Below are 17,412 nucleotides of genomic sequence, written 5' to 3'. Positions count from 1 at the left end.
TGAGTGAATGATCGTCGGGCCCTGGGAGAGTTCCTGCGTGCGCGCCGCGCGCGGGTGCAGCCGTCGCAGGTGGGTCTGCCGCCGGGGACGCGGCGTCGGCAGACGGCGGGTCTGCGTCGCGAGGAAGTGGCGGCGCTGGCGGGTCTGAGCGTGGACTATTACATCCGGCTGGAACAGGGCCGCGATCGCAATCCGAGTCCGGAGGTGTTGGCGGCGTTGGCGTCGGCGTTGCTGCTGGATGCCGACGAGGCGGCGCATCTGCACCGGGTGGCGAGGCTGGCGGGGGCGCGGTCGGCCGCGGCGGCGGCGCCGGTGGAGCGGGCGGGGCGGGGGATGGTGTTGCTGCTCGATTCGGTGCGTCCCACACCGGCTTTCGTCCTCGATCAGGTGAGTAATCTGCTGGCGGCCAATCCGGAGGGGTTGCGGTTGCTGTGGGGTATCGAGGAGTGGGAGCCGGTGCGGCGGAATCTGATTCGGTATGTGTTCACGCATCCGGCGGCGCGGACGGTGTTCGAGGATTGGACGGGGATGGCGCGCGATTGTGTGGCGCATCTGCGGGTGGTGCAGGGGGCGGGGTCGCATCCGGTGGAGCTGGCCGCGCTGACGGATGAATTGTGCGGGGCGACCGCGGATTTCGAGGCGCTGTGGGCGCACTACGATGTGCGGGCCAAGCGCGGTACGCGGCGGATGTTCCGGCATCCGGCGGTGGGCCGGATGGAGTTGACGTCGGAGATTCTGACCGCCGCGGACGGGCAGCGGTTCGTCGCGTTCCAGGCCGAGCCGGGCAGCCCGGACCGCGACGCGGTGACGCTGTTAGGGCTGGTGGGTGATGACGTACCAGAGCGCGGCGAGGGTGCCGAGCACGAACAGTGGTGAGATCAGCCAGGTTTCGACCTTGTTGCCGGTGCGGTCGATGATCGGGATCCTCGTGCGGATGTCCAGTGGCCAGAACAGCCGGCAGCCGCGGTCGGTGAGGCAGTCGCCGATGAGGTGGGCGAGGGCGCCGAGGCCGACGGAGAACGGCAGCCAGGCGGGTTTGTCGGAGATCCACTGGTCCATGGCGAAGGTGCCGGCGACGGCGAGTACGGCGATGGTGGCGTAGGAGCGCAGTCCTTCGCCGGGCGGGCACAGGTTCAGGGCGCGCACGGCGAGGGCGAGCAGGAAGAAGACCAGGCCGAGGGTGAACCAGCGGCCGATCCAGTGTTCGCCGGCCCAGGTGCCGTAGGCGACGGCCGCGACGAAGGCCAGGGAGTGGGTGGCGTGGCGGTGTCCGCCGGAGACGGTGGAGATGATCTTGCAGGCGGTGTGCGTGATCGGTCCGAGCGCATGCGAGATGGTGCCGCTGGGGTGGTCGGCGTCGGGCAGCAGGGCGGCGCCGGCGGTGAGAAACGTTCCCATGAGCAGGTCGACGGTGCCGAGATGGCCGATCTGCGCGGCGGGGAAGGTGAGAATCGAAAGTGGTAGCGCGGCAGCGGCTCCCGCCCACGCGAGCGCACCACTGGTCGCATGTGAATGTCCTAGCACCGCCTCGAGATTAGCCGATCTTGATCGGTGGTCTCGAGCCGGTCAGGAGTGGGGGTGGGGGTCGAGGATGCGGTCGAGGGCGTTGAGGTCGGATTCGAGTGCGTAGAAGGTGCGCAGGGTGATGAGGAAGGCGAAAAGCCCTCCGACACAGAGGCCGACGATGGGGCCGATGACGGTCTGTTGTTGGTCGGGGGTGAGGAAGACCAGTCCGGCGGGGACGCCGATGAGTGGGACGCAGGCGGCGACGCCGAGGTAGATGCGGCTGCGGTGCACCATGCGCCGCAGCATGGCGGCGTCGGCGGGGGTGGTGGCGCCGGCGGCGACCAGACCCGGGTAGTACCAGCGCAGGACGAAGTAGGTGACGGGGAAGTAGGTGTAGACGACGGCGACGCAGGCGGCGACGAGGTTGCAGGCGATGAGGCTGGTGGTGATGCCGGGGGATACGTCGCCGAGGGTGTGCAGTTTGACGAGGAAGACGCCCAGTGCGGCAAGCCATCCCGCGAAGGTGGCCACGGCGATGCGGTCGCCGCAGGCGAGGGTGTCGGCGCGGGCGCGGGCAAGGGTGTCGGCGTCGAATTGTCTGCCGCGGCGTAATCCGTTGGGTATCACGAACACCGAGCGGCACCAGTACATGAGGGCGGCGATGGCGATCGGGTAGGCGATGGCGATCATGACGATGCCGAGGCGCACCATCTGGTGGGCGGCGTCGGCGCCGAGGGCGTCGCGGATGAGTCGCAGGTTGTGGGAGCCGAGGTAGAGCCCGGCGAGCAGGTGGCCGAGCAGGCTGGAGAGGGTGACCACGGGCATGGGGCGCATGCGCAGGCGGGCGCGCAGGCTGTGGGTGGGCGGGTCGACGAGGTCGCGGGCGGCGCGGTCCTGGCTGAGGTCGAGTTGCTGGGCGAGGTCGGCGCCGGTGGCGTAGCGGCCGGCGGGGTCGGGCGACAGGCAGGTGAGCAGTGCGTGGCGCAGCAGGGCGGGGGTGTCGGGCGGGAGGTCGGCTTCGTAGCGGGCGGCGATGGGTGTGCGGCGCCGGTCGATCATGGCTTGCAGGGATTCTTCGGTTTCGCCGGCGTCGTGGCCGTCGTCGAAGGGGAGGCGGCCGGTGAGTAGTTCCCACAGCACGACGGCGAGGGCGTAGAGGTCGGTGCGGGTGTCCAGGTCGGCGGCGGTGGTGTCGAGGTGGGGGTGGCAGGCCTCGAGTTGTTCGGGGGCCATGTAGGGCAGGGATCCGCCGAAGTAGGCGACGGGGTTGGCGCCGGGCAGGTGGCGGCTGAAGCTGATGTTGAAGTCGGCGAGTTTGGGTTGGCCGTCGGCGGTGAGCAGCACGTTGGCGGGTTTGAGGTCGCGGTGCAGGATGCCGCGGCGGTTGGCGTAGTCGAGGGCGGCGGCGAGGCGGCTGCCGAGCCAGGCGACGGTTTCGGGCCAGCTGAGCCGGGCGAGTTCGGTGCGGGTGGGGGAGGGCTGGGGTTCGAGGACGCCGCCGGTGGTGGTGGCGGCGTCGATGGCTTCGAGCAGGAGTTTTCCGTTGCGCTGGTCGGGTGGTGTGCGGCGCAGCATGCGCAGGACGCCGAGCAGGGTGCCGCCGGGCACGTACTGCATGTACATGAGTTTGAGGTGCTGGTCGGTGATCTGGCGTTGGTCGAAGACGCGCACGATGTGGTCGTGGTCGAGTTGGGCCAGGGTTTGTGGTTCGCTGCCGCGGTCGTGGGAGATCTTGACGGCGACGAGGCGTCCCATGGAGCGTTGGCGGGCGAGGAAGACGCGGGCGAATGCGCCTTGGCCGAGGGGCAACAGCAGGTCGAAGTCGTCGACGGTGGCGCCGGGGTTGATGGTGTCGAGTGCGTCGAGGGCGGTGGGGTCGGCGAGCATGGTGGTGCGCAGTCCGGGTGCCGAGGGGGGTAGGTCCTCGAATCCTTCGGTGATGCGGGCCATTTGGATGGGGTAGTCCTGTTCGTATTCGCCGAGGTCGACGGCGTGGTGGTCGCGGCGGCTGCGGGCGTTGATCTCTTCGTAGACGAGGTCGGGTGGCAGGGGTGCGGCGGCGAGTTCGGGGAATTGTTCGCGGTAGTCGGCCAGGCGCGGTGCGTCGGTGTCGCGTTGCCAGCGTTCGTGCAGGTCGACCTTGATGAGTTCGATGAGCGCGGAGCGGCGCAGCGCGGGTTCGGCGGGCAGGTGGGCCGACAGATCGGGCGGTTCGCCGGAGGTTTGCCATTGCTGGGCGAAGCGGGCGACGAGCGACGTCAGCGCGGTCTGCGTGGCGGTGGCGCGGTCGGCACCGGGGTCGGGTGCGGTCGCGCCGAGGTTGTCGGTCATCCCTCGCTCGCTTCGAAATCGGTGGTACCCGGGCCCGGACCCGAGAATAGGTGAATCCTCCCATGAATTCCGGGCAACGTGCCGATGCCGTTACGTTATACGGGATTTCACGCGTACCGTGCGGTGCTGGGAAGCCGGTCGCCTGCGGCGGCGGAATATCGCGAGCGTCGGGCCGGCGGGTTCGGCAGGCGGGCGGTGGCGAGGCCGTCTCGCGGGCGGGCCGGATGGCGCTGGATTAGCTCGGGGGTTGTTCGCGGGTGCGGCGGATTGCCGTCGGGTGCTGGCATTAGCGGATTGAAGCGAGATAGGCTCCGGGGGATTGTCGAAGGAGCCGAGCGGCCGGATCGGTCGCTCTCGTCGAAAGGGGTCCGCCGTGTCGGTGCCGGCCGCGGTGAAGTCCGAGATCCAGACCATCGGGGGCGCGTTCATGTTCTCCCGTGAGGCCAAGGCCTTCGGTGCCACCACCGGCGTGGACGGCTTCATCGGACCTTATACCCGCGGCCGCGGCGGGGTGCTCGGCGAGGTGGATGCCGATGTGGTGACCGCGGCGTTCGGGTTCTTCGAGGCGGAAACCGTTCGGGCAGCGTGGAATTCGGTGGCGATGGCGCCCGCGGAGGCCGCGGCCGGTTATCTGGCGGCGTGCCAGGGTTTCGGTCGCCGCAAACTCGCCGGATTCGACGACGCGGACCGGTTGGCCGAATTGCTGCGGGCGGTAGCCGATTCCGCCGATGTCGCGGGGGTGAGCCTGTTCGCGGGCTGGCGGGCGTTGCCGCTCGCCGGCGATGCCCCGGGCCGGGTATTGCAGTTGATCCACTGTCTGCGAGAGCTGCGCGGCGGCCTGCATCTGATCGCGGTGCGGGCGAGTGGGCTGTCGCCGTTCGAAGCGGTGCTGATCGGCGGTTCACCGCGGACCGACGGGCCCACCCAGGCGCGGCTGTTCGGGTGGGGTGAGCGGGTGGATGCCACCGAGGTGAGCGCCGCGATGCGGGAACGCTGGGACGCGGCCGAGGCTTTGACCGACGAGTTGATCGCCCCGGCCTTCGCGGCGCTGGACGATACCGCGGGCAAGGAGCTGGTCGAGCTGCTGCGGCAGGCTTACGCCACCATCTTCACCCGGTAGTCGCCGCCGTCCGTTCGCCATACTGACGTACCCTGTTGGTATGGCGGAGACGAAGAAGGTGACGATCTCGGTCCCCAAGGATGATGTGTCGACCTTGGAGCGCTGGAAGGCGTCGGGGCGGATCGACAATCTGTCCGCCTACGTGTCGGCCGCGCTGCGGGATCGGATGGATCGCGATATCTCGCTGGATGCCATCGAGTCCAGTTTCGGTGGCGTGCCGCCGCTCGAGTTGGTGAATCAGGCCCGGCGTGTGCAGGGCCTGCCGCCGCTGTCGGCGGAGGATCTGGATCGGCGAAGCGCCGGCGCCGCGTGAGCCCGGCCGCACTGGGCGGCGTGGTGTTCGACACCGCCGCCGTGGTGGGCTGGACGCGGCGGCTGCCGTACGTGCACGCGGTGGCGTGGGCGACGGCCGAGGCCGGTCATACCATCGTGGTGCCCGCGGCGGTGGCGGCGGCGGGGCAGGCGCTGATCCGGCCGGATCGGCTCGATATTCTCGCGGTGTTGCTGGAGTTGCCGCACACCGTGGTGACCGGACTGGACACCGGCGCGGCCTCCCGGGTCGCGGCGCTGCTGGCCGGGCGCTCGGATGCCGATGGTCTGGTGGCCGCCGGACACGCCGCCAGTGAGGCGGTCTCTCGCAATTGGCCGTGTTTGACCGCTCGGCCCGATATGTTGCGACGCATCGACCATCAGGTGCTGGTCGATCCGCTGCCCTGACCGCCGCGGCTGCCGCGCGACGACGAGGAGAGGACCGCGACCATGTCAACGGCCCTGAGCCCCCGGATTTCCCGGCTGCGCCAGCTGATCGACCATCCCGCCACCGGCGCCGCCGAACGCGATGCTGCCCAGCGCATGCTCGATCGCATCCTGGCCAAGCATCCGCAGGCGGCGGGGCCGCGCGGTGATCGTGACTACGGTCCCCGCTATCACCGGGTGGGCCGGCATGCCACCCTGGCCAGCATCGCCGAGATGATCAGTCAGGACATCGCTTTCGCGAAGATCTTCAGCATGCCGCAGCATCGCGCGGAGCTCGCCGAGCGTTCACCGATCCGCGATGCGCCCATCGAGATCTCCTATTCGGTCGCGACGCCGTACGTCGGCAAGATCATCGTCACCATCGAGGGCGTGCCGCGGGAATGGGGCTGGGTCAGCGACTGCGGTATCGACAACCCGAGTCCGGCGCTGCAGGAGCTGGCCGACGAGCTGGCCGAGATCATGAACGCCTACAACCACGACGGCAGCGATATCGGAAAACGCTTCTTCGCCTGTGTGCGGGTACCCGAGCGGACCCTGATCTGGTGACCCGCTAGCCCGGTACCCGCCCGGTAGCGGGGGCGAAAGGTATTGCGGCGCTGCGCAATGCGTCGATGACGGCGGCGACCGCGGGGGTGAGTGCGGCGGGCGGGCGGATCAGCGACAGGCGGCGCAGTTCGGTGGCGGCGCGGTCGTGGGTGCCGGTGACCACGCGCAGCGTGATCACCTCCGGCGGCAGCACCGGGAACAGGCCCGAGGGGACGGTGGTGACGCCGCAACCGGCGGCGACGAGGGCGAGTTTGGCGAGCCAGTCGCGGGCGCGGTGGGCGATGTGGGGGCGGCCGGGCAGGCCGGGCCACACTCCCAGCAGGGGTTCGGTGGTGGCGGCGGGGCTCGCGATCCAGGGGACGTCGAGGAGCTCGTCGACGGTGACGGTGGCGCGGCCGGCGAAGCGGCCGGTGGCGGGCGCGGCGACGAGCAGTTCGACGTCGGTGAGGTGTTCGACGATCAGCCGGGGTAGCTCGGTGTCGGGTGGCCGGTGCGGCGGGCGGGAGGTGATCACGGCGAGATCCAGGCTGCCCGCGCGGATCGCGCGGACCAGCGCCGGAGTGGTGCCCTCGCGGGTGGACACGTCCAGGCCGGGATGGGTGCGGCGCAGCGCGGCCAGCGCGGTGGGTACGAGGACCACGCCCGCGCTGATGAGGCTGCCCAGCCGCACCCGCTGGGTGACGTCGTCGCCGTCGAGGTCGCGCCGTGCCGCGTCCAGGGCGTCGAGGACGACGCGTGCGTGGCGCAGCAGGGTGAGTCCGGCGGGGGTGAGATGGACGCCGGTGCGGTGGCGTTCGAACAGGAGTTTGCCGGCCTCGCGTTCGAGGGCGGCGGCTTGGCGGGAGATTCCGGATTGGGTGTAGCCGAGGGCGGTGGCCGCGGCGGTGAACGAGCCGCGTTCGGCGACCTCGGCCAGTACCCGCAGCCCGGCCGGTGACAGATCCATGCAAGTACGGCATACCAGATATGCCGGACTCTCGCTGGTGGCATGGCCGGATCGCGACCTACGTTGGCGGGGAGACAATTCGGAAAGCAGGAGGAGCGGGCGATGCGTGCGGCGATGTTGGAGCAGTTCGGGCGGCCGTTGACGGTGACGACCGTGCCCGATCCGGTGACCAGCTCCGGTGAGGTGCTGGTGGATGTGCTGGCCACCTGTGTATTGCCCTATGCGGCAGAGGTTTTCGGTGGCGCGCGCAAGTACCCGCTGGAGCCGCCGGTGATTCCGGGAATGGGCGGGGTGGGCCGGGTGGTGTCGGCCGGACCGGATGCGACCCGGCTGCGGCCCGGTGACCTGGTGTGGTGTGATCCGACGGTGCGTTCCCGCGACGACGCGCGCACGCCCGACATCACATTGCAGGGCTGGAGTTCGCGCGGGGCGGGCGGGCTGCGGTTGTCGCGGTACTTCCATCACGGTTCGTTCGCGGAGCGGATGGTCGTGCCGACCGAGAACGCCGTGCCGCTCGGTGACATCGATGCCGGGGAGGTGGCGCGGTGGGCGGCGCTAGCGGTGCCGCTGGTGCCGTACGGGGGTCTGCTGGCGGCGGATCTGCGTGCGGGAGAGACGTTGCTGGTGAGCGGGGCGACCGGCAATTTCGGGGGTTCGGCGGTGGCGGTGGGGCTGGCGATGGGTGCGAGCCGGGTGGTGGCTCCCGGGCGCAACCGCGCGGCTCTGACCCGGTTGCGGGACCTGTTCGGTGAGCGGGTTCGCCCGGTCGAGCTGACCGGTGACGAGGAGATGGATCGGCAGGCGATGCAGGCGGCGGGCGGGGGACCGGTGGATGTCGTGCTCGATATTCTGCCGCCCGCGGCGGATTCGCGGGTGGTGCGGACCGCGGCGATGACGGTGCGGGAGTTCGGGCGCGTCGTGCTCATGGGCGGGGTGGGGATGCTGGGTGGTCGTGATCTGGCGCTGCCGTATCCGTGGCTGATGCGCGACAGTGTCACGGTGCGCGGGCAGTGGATGTGCCCGCGCACCGCGATCGGCGGGCTGATCGAGCTGGTGCGCTGCGGGCTGCTGGATCTGTCGGGGGAGACGGTCACGACCTTCGGGCTGGCGGAGATCGCGACGGCGGTAGAGCATGCCGCGGCCCATCCCGCGGCGTTCGATCGCACGGTGGTGTTGCCGCAGCGGCGGTCACCACTGCCGGAGTAGGTAATACGCGGGTATTATGGTGGCTGCGTGGAGTACGCATGGTGGATCGGAATCCACTCGTTCCTGGATCGTGCCGAGGTGGCGCCCTGGGAGGTGATGGAGGTGCTGTATTCGTCGCGGCGCTGGCCGCGCCCGGCCCGCACCCTGGAAGGGCTGCCCGTCACCACCGTATGGGGCCGCACCGATGCGGGCCGTCCGCTGGTGGTGATGCTGCGGATGCGGCCGTCGCCGGAGTCGGCCGGCACCTGGGAGATCGTGATGGCCGCGCAGATGCGCCCGCAGCAGCTCGAGGAATACACCGCATGGGAGGCGAACCGATGACCGACAAGCACATCTTCGAACCGAAGCCCGGCGCCGACCCGCAGGCGGTCGTGGACGCCCTGGTGTTCGACGACACCGCCGCCGCACCCGCGCTGCCGCCGACCGGCGAGGAGATCGAACGCGGCATGGTCACCACCTCCCTGAAACTGCCGAAGGATCTGCGCGACCGGATCCGGGAGGCGGCCGCCGAACACTGCATCACCCCGTCGATGCTGATTCGCCAATACATCGAGATGGGGTTGCTCGCCGAACAACCCGGCCGCATGATCCCGCTCTCGGATGCGATCCGGGTGCTGAGCAGTCTGCGTCCCTCGGCCTGAGACGCGGGCGGTGCCCGTCTGCGGGCGGTCCCCTCAGTGTCCGAGGGCGTCGAGGTCGGTGGCGGCCCACAGGTCGTAGCCGTGACCGCCGGGCTCGGGCGGGCCGGGCACGATGCGGTGGGTGCGGGTGCCGTCGGGGCGGCGTTCGGCGCGCAGGAACAGATCACCCGGGTGCGCGTCGGCGTGGCGGGTGCGGGCGTAGTCGTGGAGGTGGGTGACGAACACGACCTTCACTGCGGCCTCGGTGAGCGCGCGCAGCAGCGGTCCGGCGATACGGCCGGCGTCGCGTTCGCCGGTGGAGGCGAACGCCTCGTTGCACAGCAGCATGCCGTGCGGCCCGATCCGGTCGACCACGGCGTTCATCCGGACCAGTTCGTCGGCGAGTTTGCCGTAGGACAGGGTGTGGTCCTCGTCGGCGGCGAAGTGGGTGAACACCCCGTCGCGGACGTCGGCGGCGAATTCCTCGGCGAGGACGAACATTCCGGCCTGCATCATCAGTTGCGCGGCGCCGAGGCTGCGCAGGAACGTGGATTTGCCGCCGTTGTTGGCGCCGGTGACGATCAGCAGCGATCGTCCGTCGGCGGCGAGGTCGCTACCCGTGACGGTCGCGGGGGAAGCGCCCAGGGCCAGGGTGATGTCGCGCAGCCCGCGGCCGCGCAGTCGCGGGGTGCCGGGTGGGTGGGGGTGTGGCAGGCAGTAGGGGATCGCGGTGCGGTCGAGGTGGTCTCGCAGGATCAGGCAGCCGAGGTAGAAGGCGGTTTCGTCGCGTAAGCGCAGGAAGAAGCCGTGCAACTCGTCGGCGGCTGCGGCTACCACGTCCGCGAGTTCGGCCAGCGCGTGATCCTTCAACTGCATCACCGGATCGGAGGTGAGGTCACCGTCGGCGATCGCGTCGAAAACGCCGGCGCCGCGCGATGATCCGAATCGTGTGCGGCGCGGCGGCGGTGGCCGGTGGACCACGACATCGGTGATCTTGTTGCCGGCGCCCAGGCCTGCTTCGAACTCGACTCCGTGGTCGAAGCGCAGCACGCTCAGCTCGTCGCGCACCGCTTGCAGGTAGGTGTCGTCGAACTGTTTCGTGGTCGCGATCAGGTCGGTCCAGCCCGCGGCGGTGACGCGGTCGCCGTCGCGTTCGAGCAGAGTGCGCAGTCGGCGCAGCAGTTCGAGTTGTTCGGTGAACGGTGGCAGCGCGAGCACCAGTGTGCCGTTGGCTCGCCGCCCGGCGGCCGATGTCCAGCGCCGCACCGCGGTCGCGGTGGTGGCGATGTCGTGGACGGCGCGCACGAGGTGCGGATTCGCGCAGCAGTCGGTGAGCACGTCGTGGCGGTGGGAGATCACCGCCGGATCGGCCGGGGCGGTGGCGATCACGGCCCGGACCGCGTCGGCGGCCGCCGGGTCGCTGTCGGCAATCGTGTCGAACAGCGCGGACAGGCCCAGATCCTCGACGGCGGTGTCGCCGAGCGCGGTGGGTGCGGGTGTGGTGTCGCCGGGGTAGAGCAGCCGGACCCTCATCGCGCCAGCCTCGCGGCCACCGCGTCGTAGCCGAGTCCGAAGCGGTCGGCGAGTTCGGTGGCGTAGGCGTGGCCGTCGGCGGGGCGGCGCACGATCCGGTAGCTGCGGTGCGCGCGGTCGTCCGGGTCGGTCAGTGCCACCATCGACACCACCTCCGGTCCAGCCTCGGCGAGGTCGTCGAAGAAGCTCACCCACACCCCCCACGCGCCGCGCCGCACGATGTGGGCCAGCACCTCGCCGGCGATGCGCACACCGTCGTGGGTGGTGGTCGTGGCGAAACTCTCGTTGAGCACGATCAGGGTGTCCGCGCTCGCGGTGCGCAGAATCTCGCGCATCGACCGCAGCTCCGCCAGCAGCCTTCCGTCCGGGTCGCCGGCGTGTTCGGCGCGTTCGAAGTGGGTGTGGATGCGATCGGGCAACGGCAGCCGCGCCGTGTGCGCGGGCACCGGGCCGCCGAGTGCGGCGAAGTACACCAGTTGCCCGATCGTGCGCGCGAAAGTCGTTTTGCCGCCCTGATTGGGGCCGGTCACCACCGCCAGCCGTTCCCCGCCCTCGAGCCGGAAATCGTTGCACACCACAGAGTTCGGAGAGCGCACAGTGAGGGCGAGGTCGTAGGCGCGATCGGCGTGGATCGGTTCGCCCGGTGCGGCGATCTCGGGCAGGCACACACTGCGCCCGGTTCCGGCGGCGCGGTGGGCGAAGCGGCGGTAGCGCAGATAGAACTGCATGCCTCGGTCGAAGTCGGCCACCTCGGGGGCGATGACATCGCGATGACGGGTGACGAATTCGGCCAGTCGCGCGAACGGCGCCGGATACCGGGCCGCGACCCGGTCGAGGATCTGTTCCTCGGTCTGGTTCATATCCGGCCACTGCGGTCGCGGGCGCGGGTCGTGGCGGTGGGGTGCGCCGAAGCGGGCGAGCAGCTGTGTCACGGCGGCGGTGTAGTCGGGGGCGGGACGGGCGGGGCTCACCTCGAGGGTGCGGTCGACGATCCGCAGCCGGTATCGCACCTGGGCCAGCGCGGCCTGCACGGTGTCGATGTCGTCGGCCAGGGCGCGCAGATCCGTACTCGCGCAATAGGTGTCGAGGTAGGTGCGCCACCGCAGCAGTGCCCGCGATCGCAGTGGCAGTCGTGCGGTCGCGGTGTGCAGCGCGGTCACCGCCGTCAGGTAGTCGGCGGCGGCGTCGAGGTGCAGGCGGTGGCGCTGATGGGGGTGATACAGCTCGCCCGCGACGCGCAGCCGGTGCCGCACCCGCCACATGGCGATCACAAATTCCTCTGCGGCGGAGTAGGTTTCGCCGTCGTCGAGGTCGGTGAACACTTCCTGGCGGAATCGGACGGTGTCGGGATCACGGACCGGGCGGCGCAGCAGGGCGGTGAGATCGTGGTCATCGGTCTCGCCGACGATGGCGGCGATCAGCGGTGCGATCTCCAGATCGGTCAGCGCGTCCTCGCCGATCTCGACGGAGGCCACGCGCTCGGCCGGTACCGGCCACAACACGCTGACGGTCTGCATTCCCCACCCACTTCCCACGCCGGCCGGATCGGATGAACGACCCGGTAGGGGGCTTTTCGGTCAGGCTAGCCACATCACTTACCGGCCGTCAAGTAATCACGACCGGCCCAGGCGAGGCCCCGGCAAAGTTGTACAGCCAACTACACAGTTAGCTTAGTAAATGGTACGGTGGAGTCATGTCCGGAAAGCCTGCGCCCACAGCCGCCGCGGTGGCGAGCGATCTGCGTGTCGCCGTCAGCCGGCTGCTGCGGCAGCTGCGTGCTCAGGCCGAGGGCAGCGACCTCACCAAATCCCAGAGCTCGGTCCTCATCCGCCTCGAACAGGGCGGGCCCGCCACGGCCACCCAGCTGGCTCATGCGGCGGGAATGCGCCCGCAATCGATGGCGAAAATCGTTCGCGCGCTGGAAGATGCGGGTCTCATCGCGGGCACACCCGATCCGGCCGACGGCCGCAAAACCGTCCTGGACCTGACCGATGCCGCCCGCGACGAATTCCGCACCGGCCGCCGCGCGAAAGAGGACTGGCTCACCCGCGTCATCGAGGCCGAATTCACCGACGCCGAAATCCGGCAACTCGCCGATGCGATCGAGCTGCTCGACCGCATCGGCCGCGCCGGCTGATCGAGCGCCTACAACCGAAATCCGCGACCCGGCCACCGGGCCCGCGCGTCCTCGCGCGCGCCGCACCCGGTGCTCCGAACTCGCCCGCCAGCAAAGGAATTCGTCATGCCCGTCACCACCGTGGACCCGGCCACCGCTCTCATCGTGATCGATTTGCAGCAGGGCATCGTCGGGCGGCCGCTGGCACATCCGGTGGAACCGGTGATCGCGCGGGCGGCCACGCTCGCCCAGGCCTTCCGTGACCGTGACCTGCCGGTTGTGCTGGTCAACGTCGCCGGTACCCCGCCGGGGCGCACCGACGCCGGCGCCACCACCATGACCGATCTGCCGCCGGACTGGACGGCCCTCATCCCGCAGATGCGGCCGCATCCGGGCGATATCCAGGTGACCAAGCACGCCCGCAGCGCCTTCGCCGGTACCGGGCTGGCCGACCGGTTGCGCGCCGACGGAGTCACCCAGGTGGTGGTCGTGGGCATCGCCACCGGCGCCGGTGTCGAATCGACCGCCCGCGACGCCCACGAACAGGGGTTCCACGTCACACTGCCCGTCGACGCGATGACCGATCCCGACGGCGGACGCCACGACCACAGCATCACCCACATCTTCGGCCGCATCGCCGAAACCGGCACCACCGACGACGTGCTACAGACATTGGCGGCCCGCCCGTGACAGCCGCCCCCGCCGATACCGCGCCCGCCCGCAGCGACCCGTTCACCGCCCGCTTCGTGGGGCCGCTGCTGCTGGGCTCGACCCTCAACCCGATCAACACCTCCACCATCGCCACCGCTCTGGTGGGCATCGGCGTCGACTTCCACCGGGGCCCCGGCGCCACCGCCGTGCTCATCTCGGTGCTGTATCTGTGCAGCGCCGTCGCCCAGCCCACCATGGGCAAACTCGCCACCCTGTTCGGGCCCCGGCGCGTATTCACCAGCGGGCTGATCATTCTGATCGCCGCCGGTGTGATCGGCACCGCCGCACCGGCTTTCGGATTCCTGGTGGTGTCGCGGGCGCTCATCGGCATCGGCACCTCGGCGGCGTTTCCCACCGCGATGGCGCTGGTGCGGCGGCGCGCCGACGACGCCGGGACGGGGGTGCCGGCGCGGGTGCTGGGTAATTTCTCGATCGCCGCGCAGGTGACCTCCGTGGTGGGACTGCCGCTGGGGGGACTGCTGGCGGGGGTGTTCGGTTGGCGCGCGATCTTTTTCGTCAACATCCCGCTCGCGCTGGTCGCGCTGGTGGCGACGCTGACCGGTGTGCCGAAGGATGAACCGCGCCGCCGCGATCAGGGGTCGCTGCCGGCCGCGATCGACATCGTCGGCATCGGCCTGTTCGCCGGTGCGGTGATCGGCATGCTGACGTTTCTGTCGGATCTGCGCTCACCGCTGTGGTGGTTGCTGCCGGTGACGCTGGGTCTGGCCGCCGCGCTGGTGGCGTGGGAGTGGCGGGCCCGCAGCCCGCTCATCGATGTGCGGATGCTGACTCGCAACGGCGGGCTGTTGCGCACCTATCTGCGGCAGGCGGTGGTGTCGCTGGGCACCTACACCGCTCTCTACGGGACCAGCCAGTGGATGGAACAGGCCGCGCACTACAGCGCCTCCCAGGTGGGGTTGATCCTGCTGCCGCTGTCGGCGATCAGCATCGTCATCGCTCGTCTGGTGTCGAATCGTGGCTGGGTGCGGGTGCCGCTGGCCGCCAGTGGTGCGGCGTTGATCGCGACCGGGCTGGTGATGGTCGTGATCCAGCACGACTCGCCGGTGATCGTGCTGATCGCGATGTCGCTGCTGTTCGGAGTGGCCGGCGGCGCCAGCGGGTTCGCCAACCAGGCCGCGCTGTACGTGCAGGCGCCGGCCCGGCAGGTCGCGGTGGCGTCGGGGCTGTATCGCACCTTCGCCTATATGGGGGCGATCTTCTCCTCCAGCCTGATCGCGCTGACCTTCGGTTCGGCCACCACCGACGCCGGGTTGCATGCCATCGCGTGGGTGATCGCCGGGCTCGGCGTCGTTGTCGCGCTGATGACGTTGCTGGACACCACGATTCCGGTCCGCACCGGCCGGGGGGCGGCGCGGTGACTCAACTGTAGGTGGCGGTCAGTTCGATGACGCGTTGCCGCGGCCACGGGCATCGGATCTCGCCCTGGGTGGCGGCGAAGAACAGTTCGAACTGCACCTGCCAGGCGGCCAGCAATGCGGCGCGGTGCGCGGCGAGGCGGTGGGGCAGGGTGTGGGTGAAGTCGACGCGGGTGCCCAGTCGCGGATCGGCGACGATCTCCCACCGCGCCCGTCCCGCCGGCTGCCCGTGCACCGACACCTCGTATTCCAGCAGCCGCGGCGGATCGCATGCGGTGACCGGTCCGGGTTCGATCTGCGGGTTGGTCGCGCGGGCCGGTGGCATCGCACCGACGCGCGGCGACTGGTCCTCGACTAGGATCGCCCAGATCGTGTCCGCGGGCCGCCACACCAGATCACGCGAAAACCGCAGCACCACATCGGATTCGGGGTCCGCGCCCGGTTCGGCGCTGCCGCGGGCCAGCCCGAACTTCTCGATATAGGCTTCGGCGCGCGCCAGCCATCCGGTCGTCGGGTCCTCGCTCACCTCGGTCTCGTCGAGTGCGGCGGTCAGGCTCGTCAGGCAGCCGTCCCATCCGGCGGCGGTGCGGGCGGCGCCCAGGCGGCCGGTCGGGCCGTCGCCGAGCGCGTGGGTGAACACCAGCCGGCAGCCGTCGCCGTCGGCGAGCAGTTCGAACCGCAGCACGTCGCGGTTCCAGCGGAACATGAACACCTTCGGCGGATCGACCTCGAGGACTTCCCCGTCCCAGGTGCCGTCGACGGGCGCTTCGTCGTCGAAGACGAACCGCATCGGCGCGCCGGGGCGCAGTTCGGTCTGCACGGCGGCGGGAAACCACGCCGTCATCTGCTGCGGATCGCTGATCGCCCGCCACACGCGTTCGCGGGGGTGGGCGAAGCGGCGCTCGAATCGCAAGGTCGGGGTGCCGTCGATCGTGGTCAGTTCGGCGGACGGGTCACTCATCGTCATCACTCCTCGCGGTCTCGGCATCGGTGGGTGTGGTGCTGTCGTCGGCGGCGGCCAGGACGTCGAGGTGGCGGGCCAGCGCGTCGAGGCTGGTGTCCCACAGCTGCCGGTAGGGGGCCAGCCACAGGTCGATGTCGGTGAGCGGCTGCGGTCGCAGCCGATACCAGCGGCGTTGGGCGTCGTGGCGGACCTCGACCAGTCCGGCGCCGCGCAGGATCTTCAGATGTTTCGACACCGTCGGCTGCGCGAGCCGCAGCTCCGTGACCAGTTCGCCGACCAGGTGTTCGCGCCGGCGCAGCAGGTCGAGGATTTCGCGGCGCCGCGGTTCGGCCAGCGCCTCGAACGTAGATGCCATATCGGCAATATAGCCGAAACGGAATATAAGTGGAAGGCGTGCGGAGTTCACATGCGCAGCGGCAGGCCGGCGCGGATGCGCTCCATGCGGTCCTCGTGCACGACGTGCGCGCGGTCGAGAAGCGCGGTCAGGTCGTCGGCGCGGAAGCGGTGCACATATTTGTCCGGCAGTCCGGCCATGGCCCGCTCCGAGTCCAGCATGCGCGCGTAGGTGCGTTCGCGGACGGCCTGGTCGGCCTCGTAGCCCAGATCGAGGTAGCGGGTGGCGTAGCGACGCGCTCCGGCGACGGCGGTCTGCGCGCGCCCGGCCGGGCTCCACAGCGAAACCACCACCGTCACAACGAGAATCGCGACGATCACGACCAGCGACCACCCGGTGGGGATCTCGGCCACCGGCACCGGGTCGCCGTCGTTGACGAACGGCACGCTGTTGTGATGCAGGGCGTGCAGGATCAGCTTCACCCCGATGAAGCCGAGCACGGCGGCCAGCCCGAAACCGAGATAGATCAGCCGGTCCAGCAGCCCCTCGAGCAGGAAGAACAGCTGCCGCAAACCCAGCAGCGAGAACGCCGTGGCGGTGAACACCAGGAACACGTTCTGGGTCAGGCCGAAGATCGCGGGAATCGAGTCGAGGGCGAACAGCACGTCGGTGCCGCCGATCGCGATCATCGCCGACATCATCGGGGTCAACCGGCGCCGCCCGTCCACGATCGTGGTCATCGCGTCACCGTCGTAGAAGTCGGTGGTGCGCAACAATTTCCGGGTCGCGCGCACCACGAACCCGTCACCGGAGTGGGTGTCCTCGCTCTCGGGGCGCAGCATATTGCCCGCGGTCACCAGCAGCACCCCGCCGAACAGGTAGAACACCCACGCGAAACGGTTGATCAGCGTCGCCCCGAGGAAGATGAACCCGGTCCGCGCCACCAAAGAGATCACGATCCCCACCAGCAGCACCTTCTGCTGGGCTGCCGCGGGCACCCGGAAGGCGGTGAAGATCACCAGGAAGACGAATAGGTTGTCCACCGACAACGCCTTCTCGGTGATGTAGCCGGCGAAGTATTCGACCCCCATCTCCGACCCGCCCAGCGCCCACACCACGAACCCGAACGCCACGGCGACACCGATGTAGGCCGCCGACCACACCGCCGACTCGCGCAGTGTCGGCGAATGCGCACCGCGCACGTGGAAGACGAAGTCGAACACCAGCAGCACGACGATCAGCGCCAGCGCACCGGCCCATGCCAGCAGCGGAACGGTCACGGCGGCCTCCTGGGCGGCGAGGGGTCTCGGGTGACTGTAGCGTCCGCGCCCACGCGCCCGCGGCGAT

Annotated in this window: 19 protein-coding genes; 11 read left to right on the top strand and 8 right to left on the bottom strand. The window is 70.0% G+C overall.

What is annotated here, in order from left to right:
- Nucleotides 1–3: 3 nt before the first annotated feature.
- A complete protein-coding gene (locus tag AC5592_RS03700; protein WP_063063381.1) occupies nucleotides 4–876 on the top strand; it encodes a helix-turn-helix domain-containing protein in 873 nt (290 codons plus the stop codon).
- Here the strand turns inward: AC5592_RS03700 and AC5592_RS03695 are convergent.
- Together AC5592_RS03695 and AC5592_RS03690 are read right to left on the bottom strand one after the other, a co-directional pair.
- The gene (locus AC5592_RS03695; RefSeq protein ID WP_063063380.1) at nucleotides 814–1,524 is read right to left on the bottom strand and encodes a metal-dependent hydrolase; all 711 of its coding nucleotides are present in this window, start codon (nucleotides 1,522–1,524) and stop codon (nucleotides 814–816) included. The genes AC5592_RS03700 and AC5592_RS03695 overlap by 63 nt on opposite strands.
- Before the next feature lie 42 nt (nucleotides 1,525–1,566).
- Complete coding sequence (locus AC5592_RS03690; RefSeq protein WP_036508406.1) at nucleotides 1,567–3,837, bottom strand: serine/threonine-protein kinase; 2,271 nt, start codon at nucleotides 3,835–3,837, stop codon at nucleotides 1,567–1,569.
- Between the two features lie 373 nt (nucleotides 3,838–4,210).
- Here AC5592_RS03690 and AC5592_RS03685 point away from each other — a divergent pair, with 373 nt between their 5' ends.
- From AC5592_RS03685 to AC5592_RS03670, 4 genes are read left to right on the top strand one after another with little or no spacing between them, the layout of a single operon-like run.
- Nucleotides 4,211–4,957: an SCO6745 family protein gene (locus AC5592_RS03685; protein ID WP_063063379.1), complete on the top strand. Its 747-nt coding sequence runs from the start codon at nucleotides 4,211–4,213 to the stop codon at nucleotides 4,955–4,957.
- A 40-nt stretch (nucleotides 4,958–4,997) separates the two neighbouring features.
- The gene (locus AC5592_RS03680) at nucleotides 4,998–5,270 is read left to right on the top strand and encodes a hypothetical protein (RefSeq protein ID WP_030516981.1); all 273 of its coding nucleotides are present in this window, start codon (nucleotides 4,998–5,000) and stop codon (nucleotides 5,268–5,270) included.
- Entirely contained in the window at nucleotides 5,267–5,674 is a 408-nt protein-coding gene (locus AC5592_RS03675; protein WP_036508401.1) for a hypothetical protein, read from the top strand. Before AC5592_RS03680 ends, AC5592_RS03675 begins: the two co-directional genes overlap by 4 nt.
- Nucleotides 5,675–5,716: 42 nt before the next feature.
- On the top strand, nucleotides 5,717–6,259 hold the full coding sequence (locus AC5592_RS03670) for a hypothetical protein (RefSeq protein ID WP_036508398.1): 543 nt from the start codon (nucleotides 5,717–5,719) through the stop codon (nucleotides 6,257–6,259).
- Nucleotides 6,260–6,263: 4 nt separating this feature from the next.
- Here AC5592_RS03670 and AC5592_RS03665 read toward each other — a convergent pair whose 3' ends face one another.
- A complete protein-coding gene (locus AC5592_RS03665; protein WP_063063378.1) occupies nucleotides 6,264–7,205 on the bottom strand; it encodes a LysR family transcriptional regulator in 942 nt (313 codons plus the stop codon).
- A gap of 102 nt (nucleotides 7,206–7,307) precedes the next feature.
- Between AC5592_RS03665 and AC5592_RS03660 the strand changes: the two genes are divergently transcribed.
- Genes AC5592_RS03660 through AC5592_RS03650 form a run of 3 tightly spaced genes read left to right on the top strand, consistent with a single transcriptional unit; the run spans nucleotide 7,308 to nucleotide 9,052 of the window.
- A complete protein-coding gene (locus AC5592_RS03660; protein ID WP_063063377.1) occupies nucleotides 7,308–8,411 on the top strand; it encodes a quinone oxidoreductase family protein in 1,104 nt (367 codons plus the stop codon).
- A 27-nt stretch (nucleotides 8,412–8,438) separates the two neighbouring features.
- Nucleotides 8,439–8,732, top strand: coding sequence for a hypothetical protein (locus AC5592_RS03655; protein ID WP_063063376.1), 294 nt, complete (start codon nucleotides 8,439–8,441; stop codon nucleotides 8,730–8,732).
- Nucleotides 8,729–9,052, top strand: coding sequence for a ribbon-helix-helix domain-containing protein (locus tag AC5592_RS03650; protein ID WP_143860283.1), 324 nt, complete (start codon nucleotides 8,729–8,731; stop codon nucleotides 9,050–9,052). Before AC5592_RS03655 ends, AC5592_RS03650 begins: the two co-directional genes overlap by 4 nt.
- A gap of 33 nt (nucleotides 9,053–9,085) precedes the next feature.
- Here the strand turns inward: AC5592_RS03650 and AC5592_RS03645 are convergent, their stop codons facing one another.
- Entirely contained in the window at nucleotides 9,086–10,564 is a 1,479-nt protein-coding gene (locus tag AC5592_RS03645) for a MutS-related protein (RefSeq protein WP_063063375.1), read from the bottom strand.
- Nucleotides 10,561–12,081, bottom strand: a complete 1,521-nt coding sequence (locus AC5592_RS03640; protein ID WP_063063374.1) for a MutS-related protein — start codon at nucleotides 12,079–12,081, stop codon at nucleotides 10,561–10,563. The genes AC5592_RS03645 and AC5592_RS03640 overlap by 4 nt, the downstream gene beginning before the upstream one ends.
- Before the next feature lie 176 nt (nucleotides 12,082–12,257).
- Between AC5592_RS03640 and AC5592_RS03635 the strand changes: the two genes are divergently transcribed.
- The 3 genes from AC5592_RS03635 (at nucleotide 12,258) to AC5592_RS03625 (ending at nucleotide 14,770) form a co-directional block, all read left to right on the top strand.
- Nucleotides 12,258–12,701, top strand: coding sequence for a MarR family winged helix-turn-helix transcriptional regulator (locus tag AC5592_RS03635; protein ID WP_036507700.1), 444 nt, complete (start codon nucleotides 12,258–12,260; stop codon nucleotides 12,699–12,701).
- Nucleotides 12,702–12,806: 105 nt separating this feature from the next.
- Nucleotides 12,807–13,370 carry a cysteine hydrolase family protein gene (locus tag AC5592_RS03630; protein WP_063063373.1) on the top strand — a complete coding sequence of 188 codons (564 nt, stop codon included), beginning with the start codon at nucleotides 12,807–12,809 and terminating at the stop codon, nucleotides 13,368–13,370.
- Complete coding sequence (locus tag AC5592_RS03625; protein WP_063063372.1) at nucleotides 13,367–14,770, top strand: MFS transporter; 1,404 nt, start codon at nucleotides 13,367–13,369, stop codon at nucleotides 14,768–14,770. Before AC5592_RS03630 ends, AC5592_RS03625 begins: the two co-directional genes overlap by 4 nt.
- A gap of 1 nt (nucleotide 14,771) precedes the next feature.
- On the opposite strand, the gene AC5592_RS03620 is transcribed toward AC5592_RS03625, so the two are convergent.
- From AC5592_RS03620 to AC5592_RS03610, 3 genes are read right to left on the bottom strand one after another with little or no spacing between them, the layout of a single operon-like run.
- Complete coding sequence (locus tag AC5592_RS03620; protein WP_063063371.1) at nucleotides 14,772–15,728, bottom strand: SRPBCC family protein; 957 nt, start codon at nucleotides 15,726–15,728, stop codon at nucleotides 14,772–14,774.
- Complete coding sequence (locus AC5592_RS03615) at nucleotides 15,721–16,086, bottom strand: ArsR/SmtB family transcription factor (protein WP_063063370.1); 366 nt, start codon at nucleotides 16,084–16,086, stop codon at nucleotides 15,721–15,723. Before AC5592_RS03615 ends, AC5592_RS03620 begins: the two co-directional genes overlap by 8 nt.
- 47 nt (nucleotides 16,087–16,133) lie before the next feature.
- Nucleotides 16,134–17,345: a TerC/Alx family metal homeostasis membrane protein gene (locus AC5592_RS03610; protein WP_036505654.1), complete on the bottom strand. Its 1,212-nt coding sequence runs from the start codon at nucleotides 17,343–17,345 to the stop codon at nucleotides 16,134–16,136.
- Nucleotides 17,346–17,412 lie beyond the last annotated feature (67 nt).

Source organism: Nocardia violaceofusca NBRC 14427 (assembly GCF_963869435.1).
GTDB lineage: Bacteria > Actinomycetota > Actinomycetes > Mycobacteriales > Mycobacteriaceae > Nocardia > Nocardia aobensis.
Note: the sequence above shows the minus strand (reverse complement) of the source record. Positions and strands in the feature narration are given on the sequence as shown.

Excerpts from the sequence above, each read along its gene's own strand:
- AC5592_RS03690 (WP_036508406.1), bottom strand. The coding sequence starts at position 3,837 with ATGACCGACAACCTCGGCGCGACCGCACCCGACCCCGGTGCCGACCGC.
- AC5592_RS03680 (WP_030516981.1), top strand. The coding sequence starts at position 4,998 with ATGGCGGAGACGAAGAAGGTGACGATCTCGGTCCCCAAGGATGATGTG.
- AC5592_RS03670 (WP_036508398.1), top strand. The coding sequence starts at position 5,717 with ATGTCAACGGCCCTGAGCCCCCGGATTTCCCGGCTGCGCCAGCTGATC.
- AC5592_RS03665 (WP_063063378.1), bottom strand. The coding sequence starts at position 7,205 with ATGGATCTGTCACCGGCCGGGCTGCGGGTACTGGCCGAGGTCGCCGAA.
- AC5592_RS03660 (WP_063063377.1), top strand. The coding sequence starts at position 7,308 with ATGCGTGCGGCGATGTTGGAGCAGTTCGGGCGGCCGTTGACGGTGACG.
- AC5592_RS03650 (WP_143860283.1), top strand. The coding sequence starts at position 8,729 with ATGACCGACAAGCACATCTTCGAACCGAAGCCCGGCGCCGACCCGCAG.
- AC5592_RS03645 (WP_063063375.1), bottom strand. The coding sequence starts at position 10,564 with ATGAGGGTCCGGCTGCTCTACCCCGGCGACACCACACCCGCACCCACC.
- AC5592_RS03640 (WP_063063374.1), bottom strand. The coding sequence starts at position 12,081 with ATGCAGACCGTCAGCGTGTTGTGGCCGGTACCGGCCGAGCGCGTGGCC.
- AC5592_RS03635 (WP_036507700.1), top strand. The coding sequence starts at position 12,258 with ATGTCCGGAAAGCCTGCGCCCACAGCCGCCGCGGTGGCGAGCGATCTG.
- AC5592_RS03630 (WP_063063373.1), top strand. The coding sequence starts at position 12,807 with ATGCCCGTCACCACCGTGGACCCGGCCACCGCTCTCATCGTGATCGAT.
- AC5592_RS03620 (WP_063063371.1), bottom strand. The coding sequence starts at position 15,728 with ATGAGTGACCCGTCCGCCGAACTGACCACGATCGACGGCACCCCGACC.
- AC5592_RS03615 (WP_063063370.1), bottom strand. The coding sequence starts at position 16,086 with ATGGCATCTACGTTCGAGGCGCTGGCCGAACCGCGGCGCCGCGAAATC.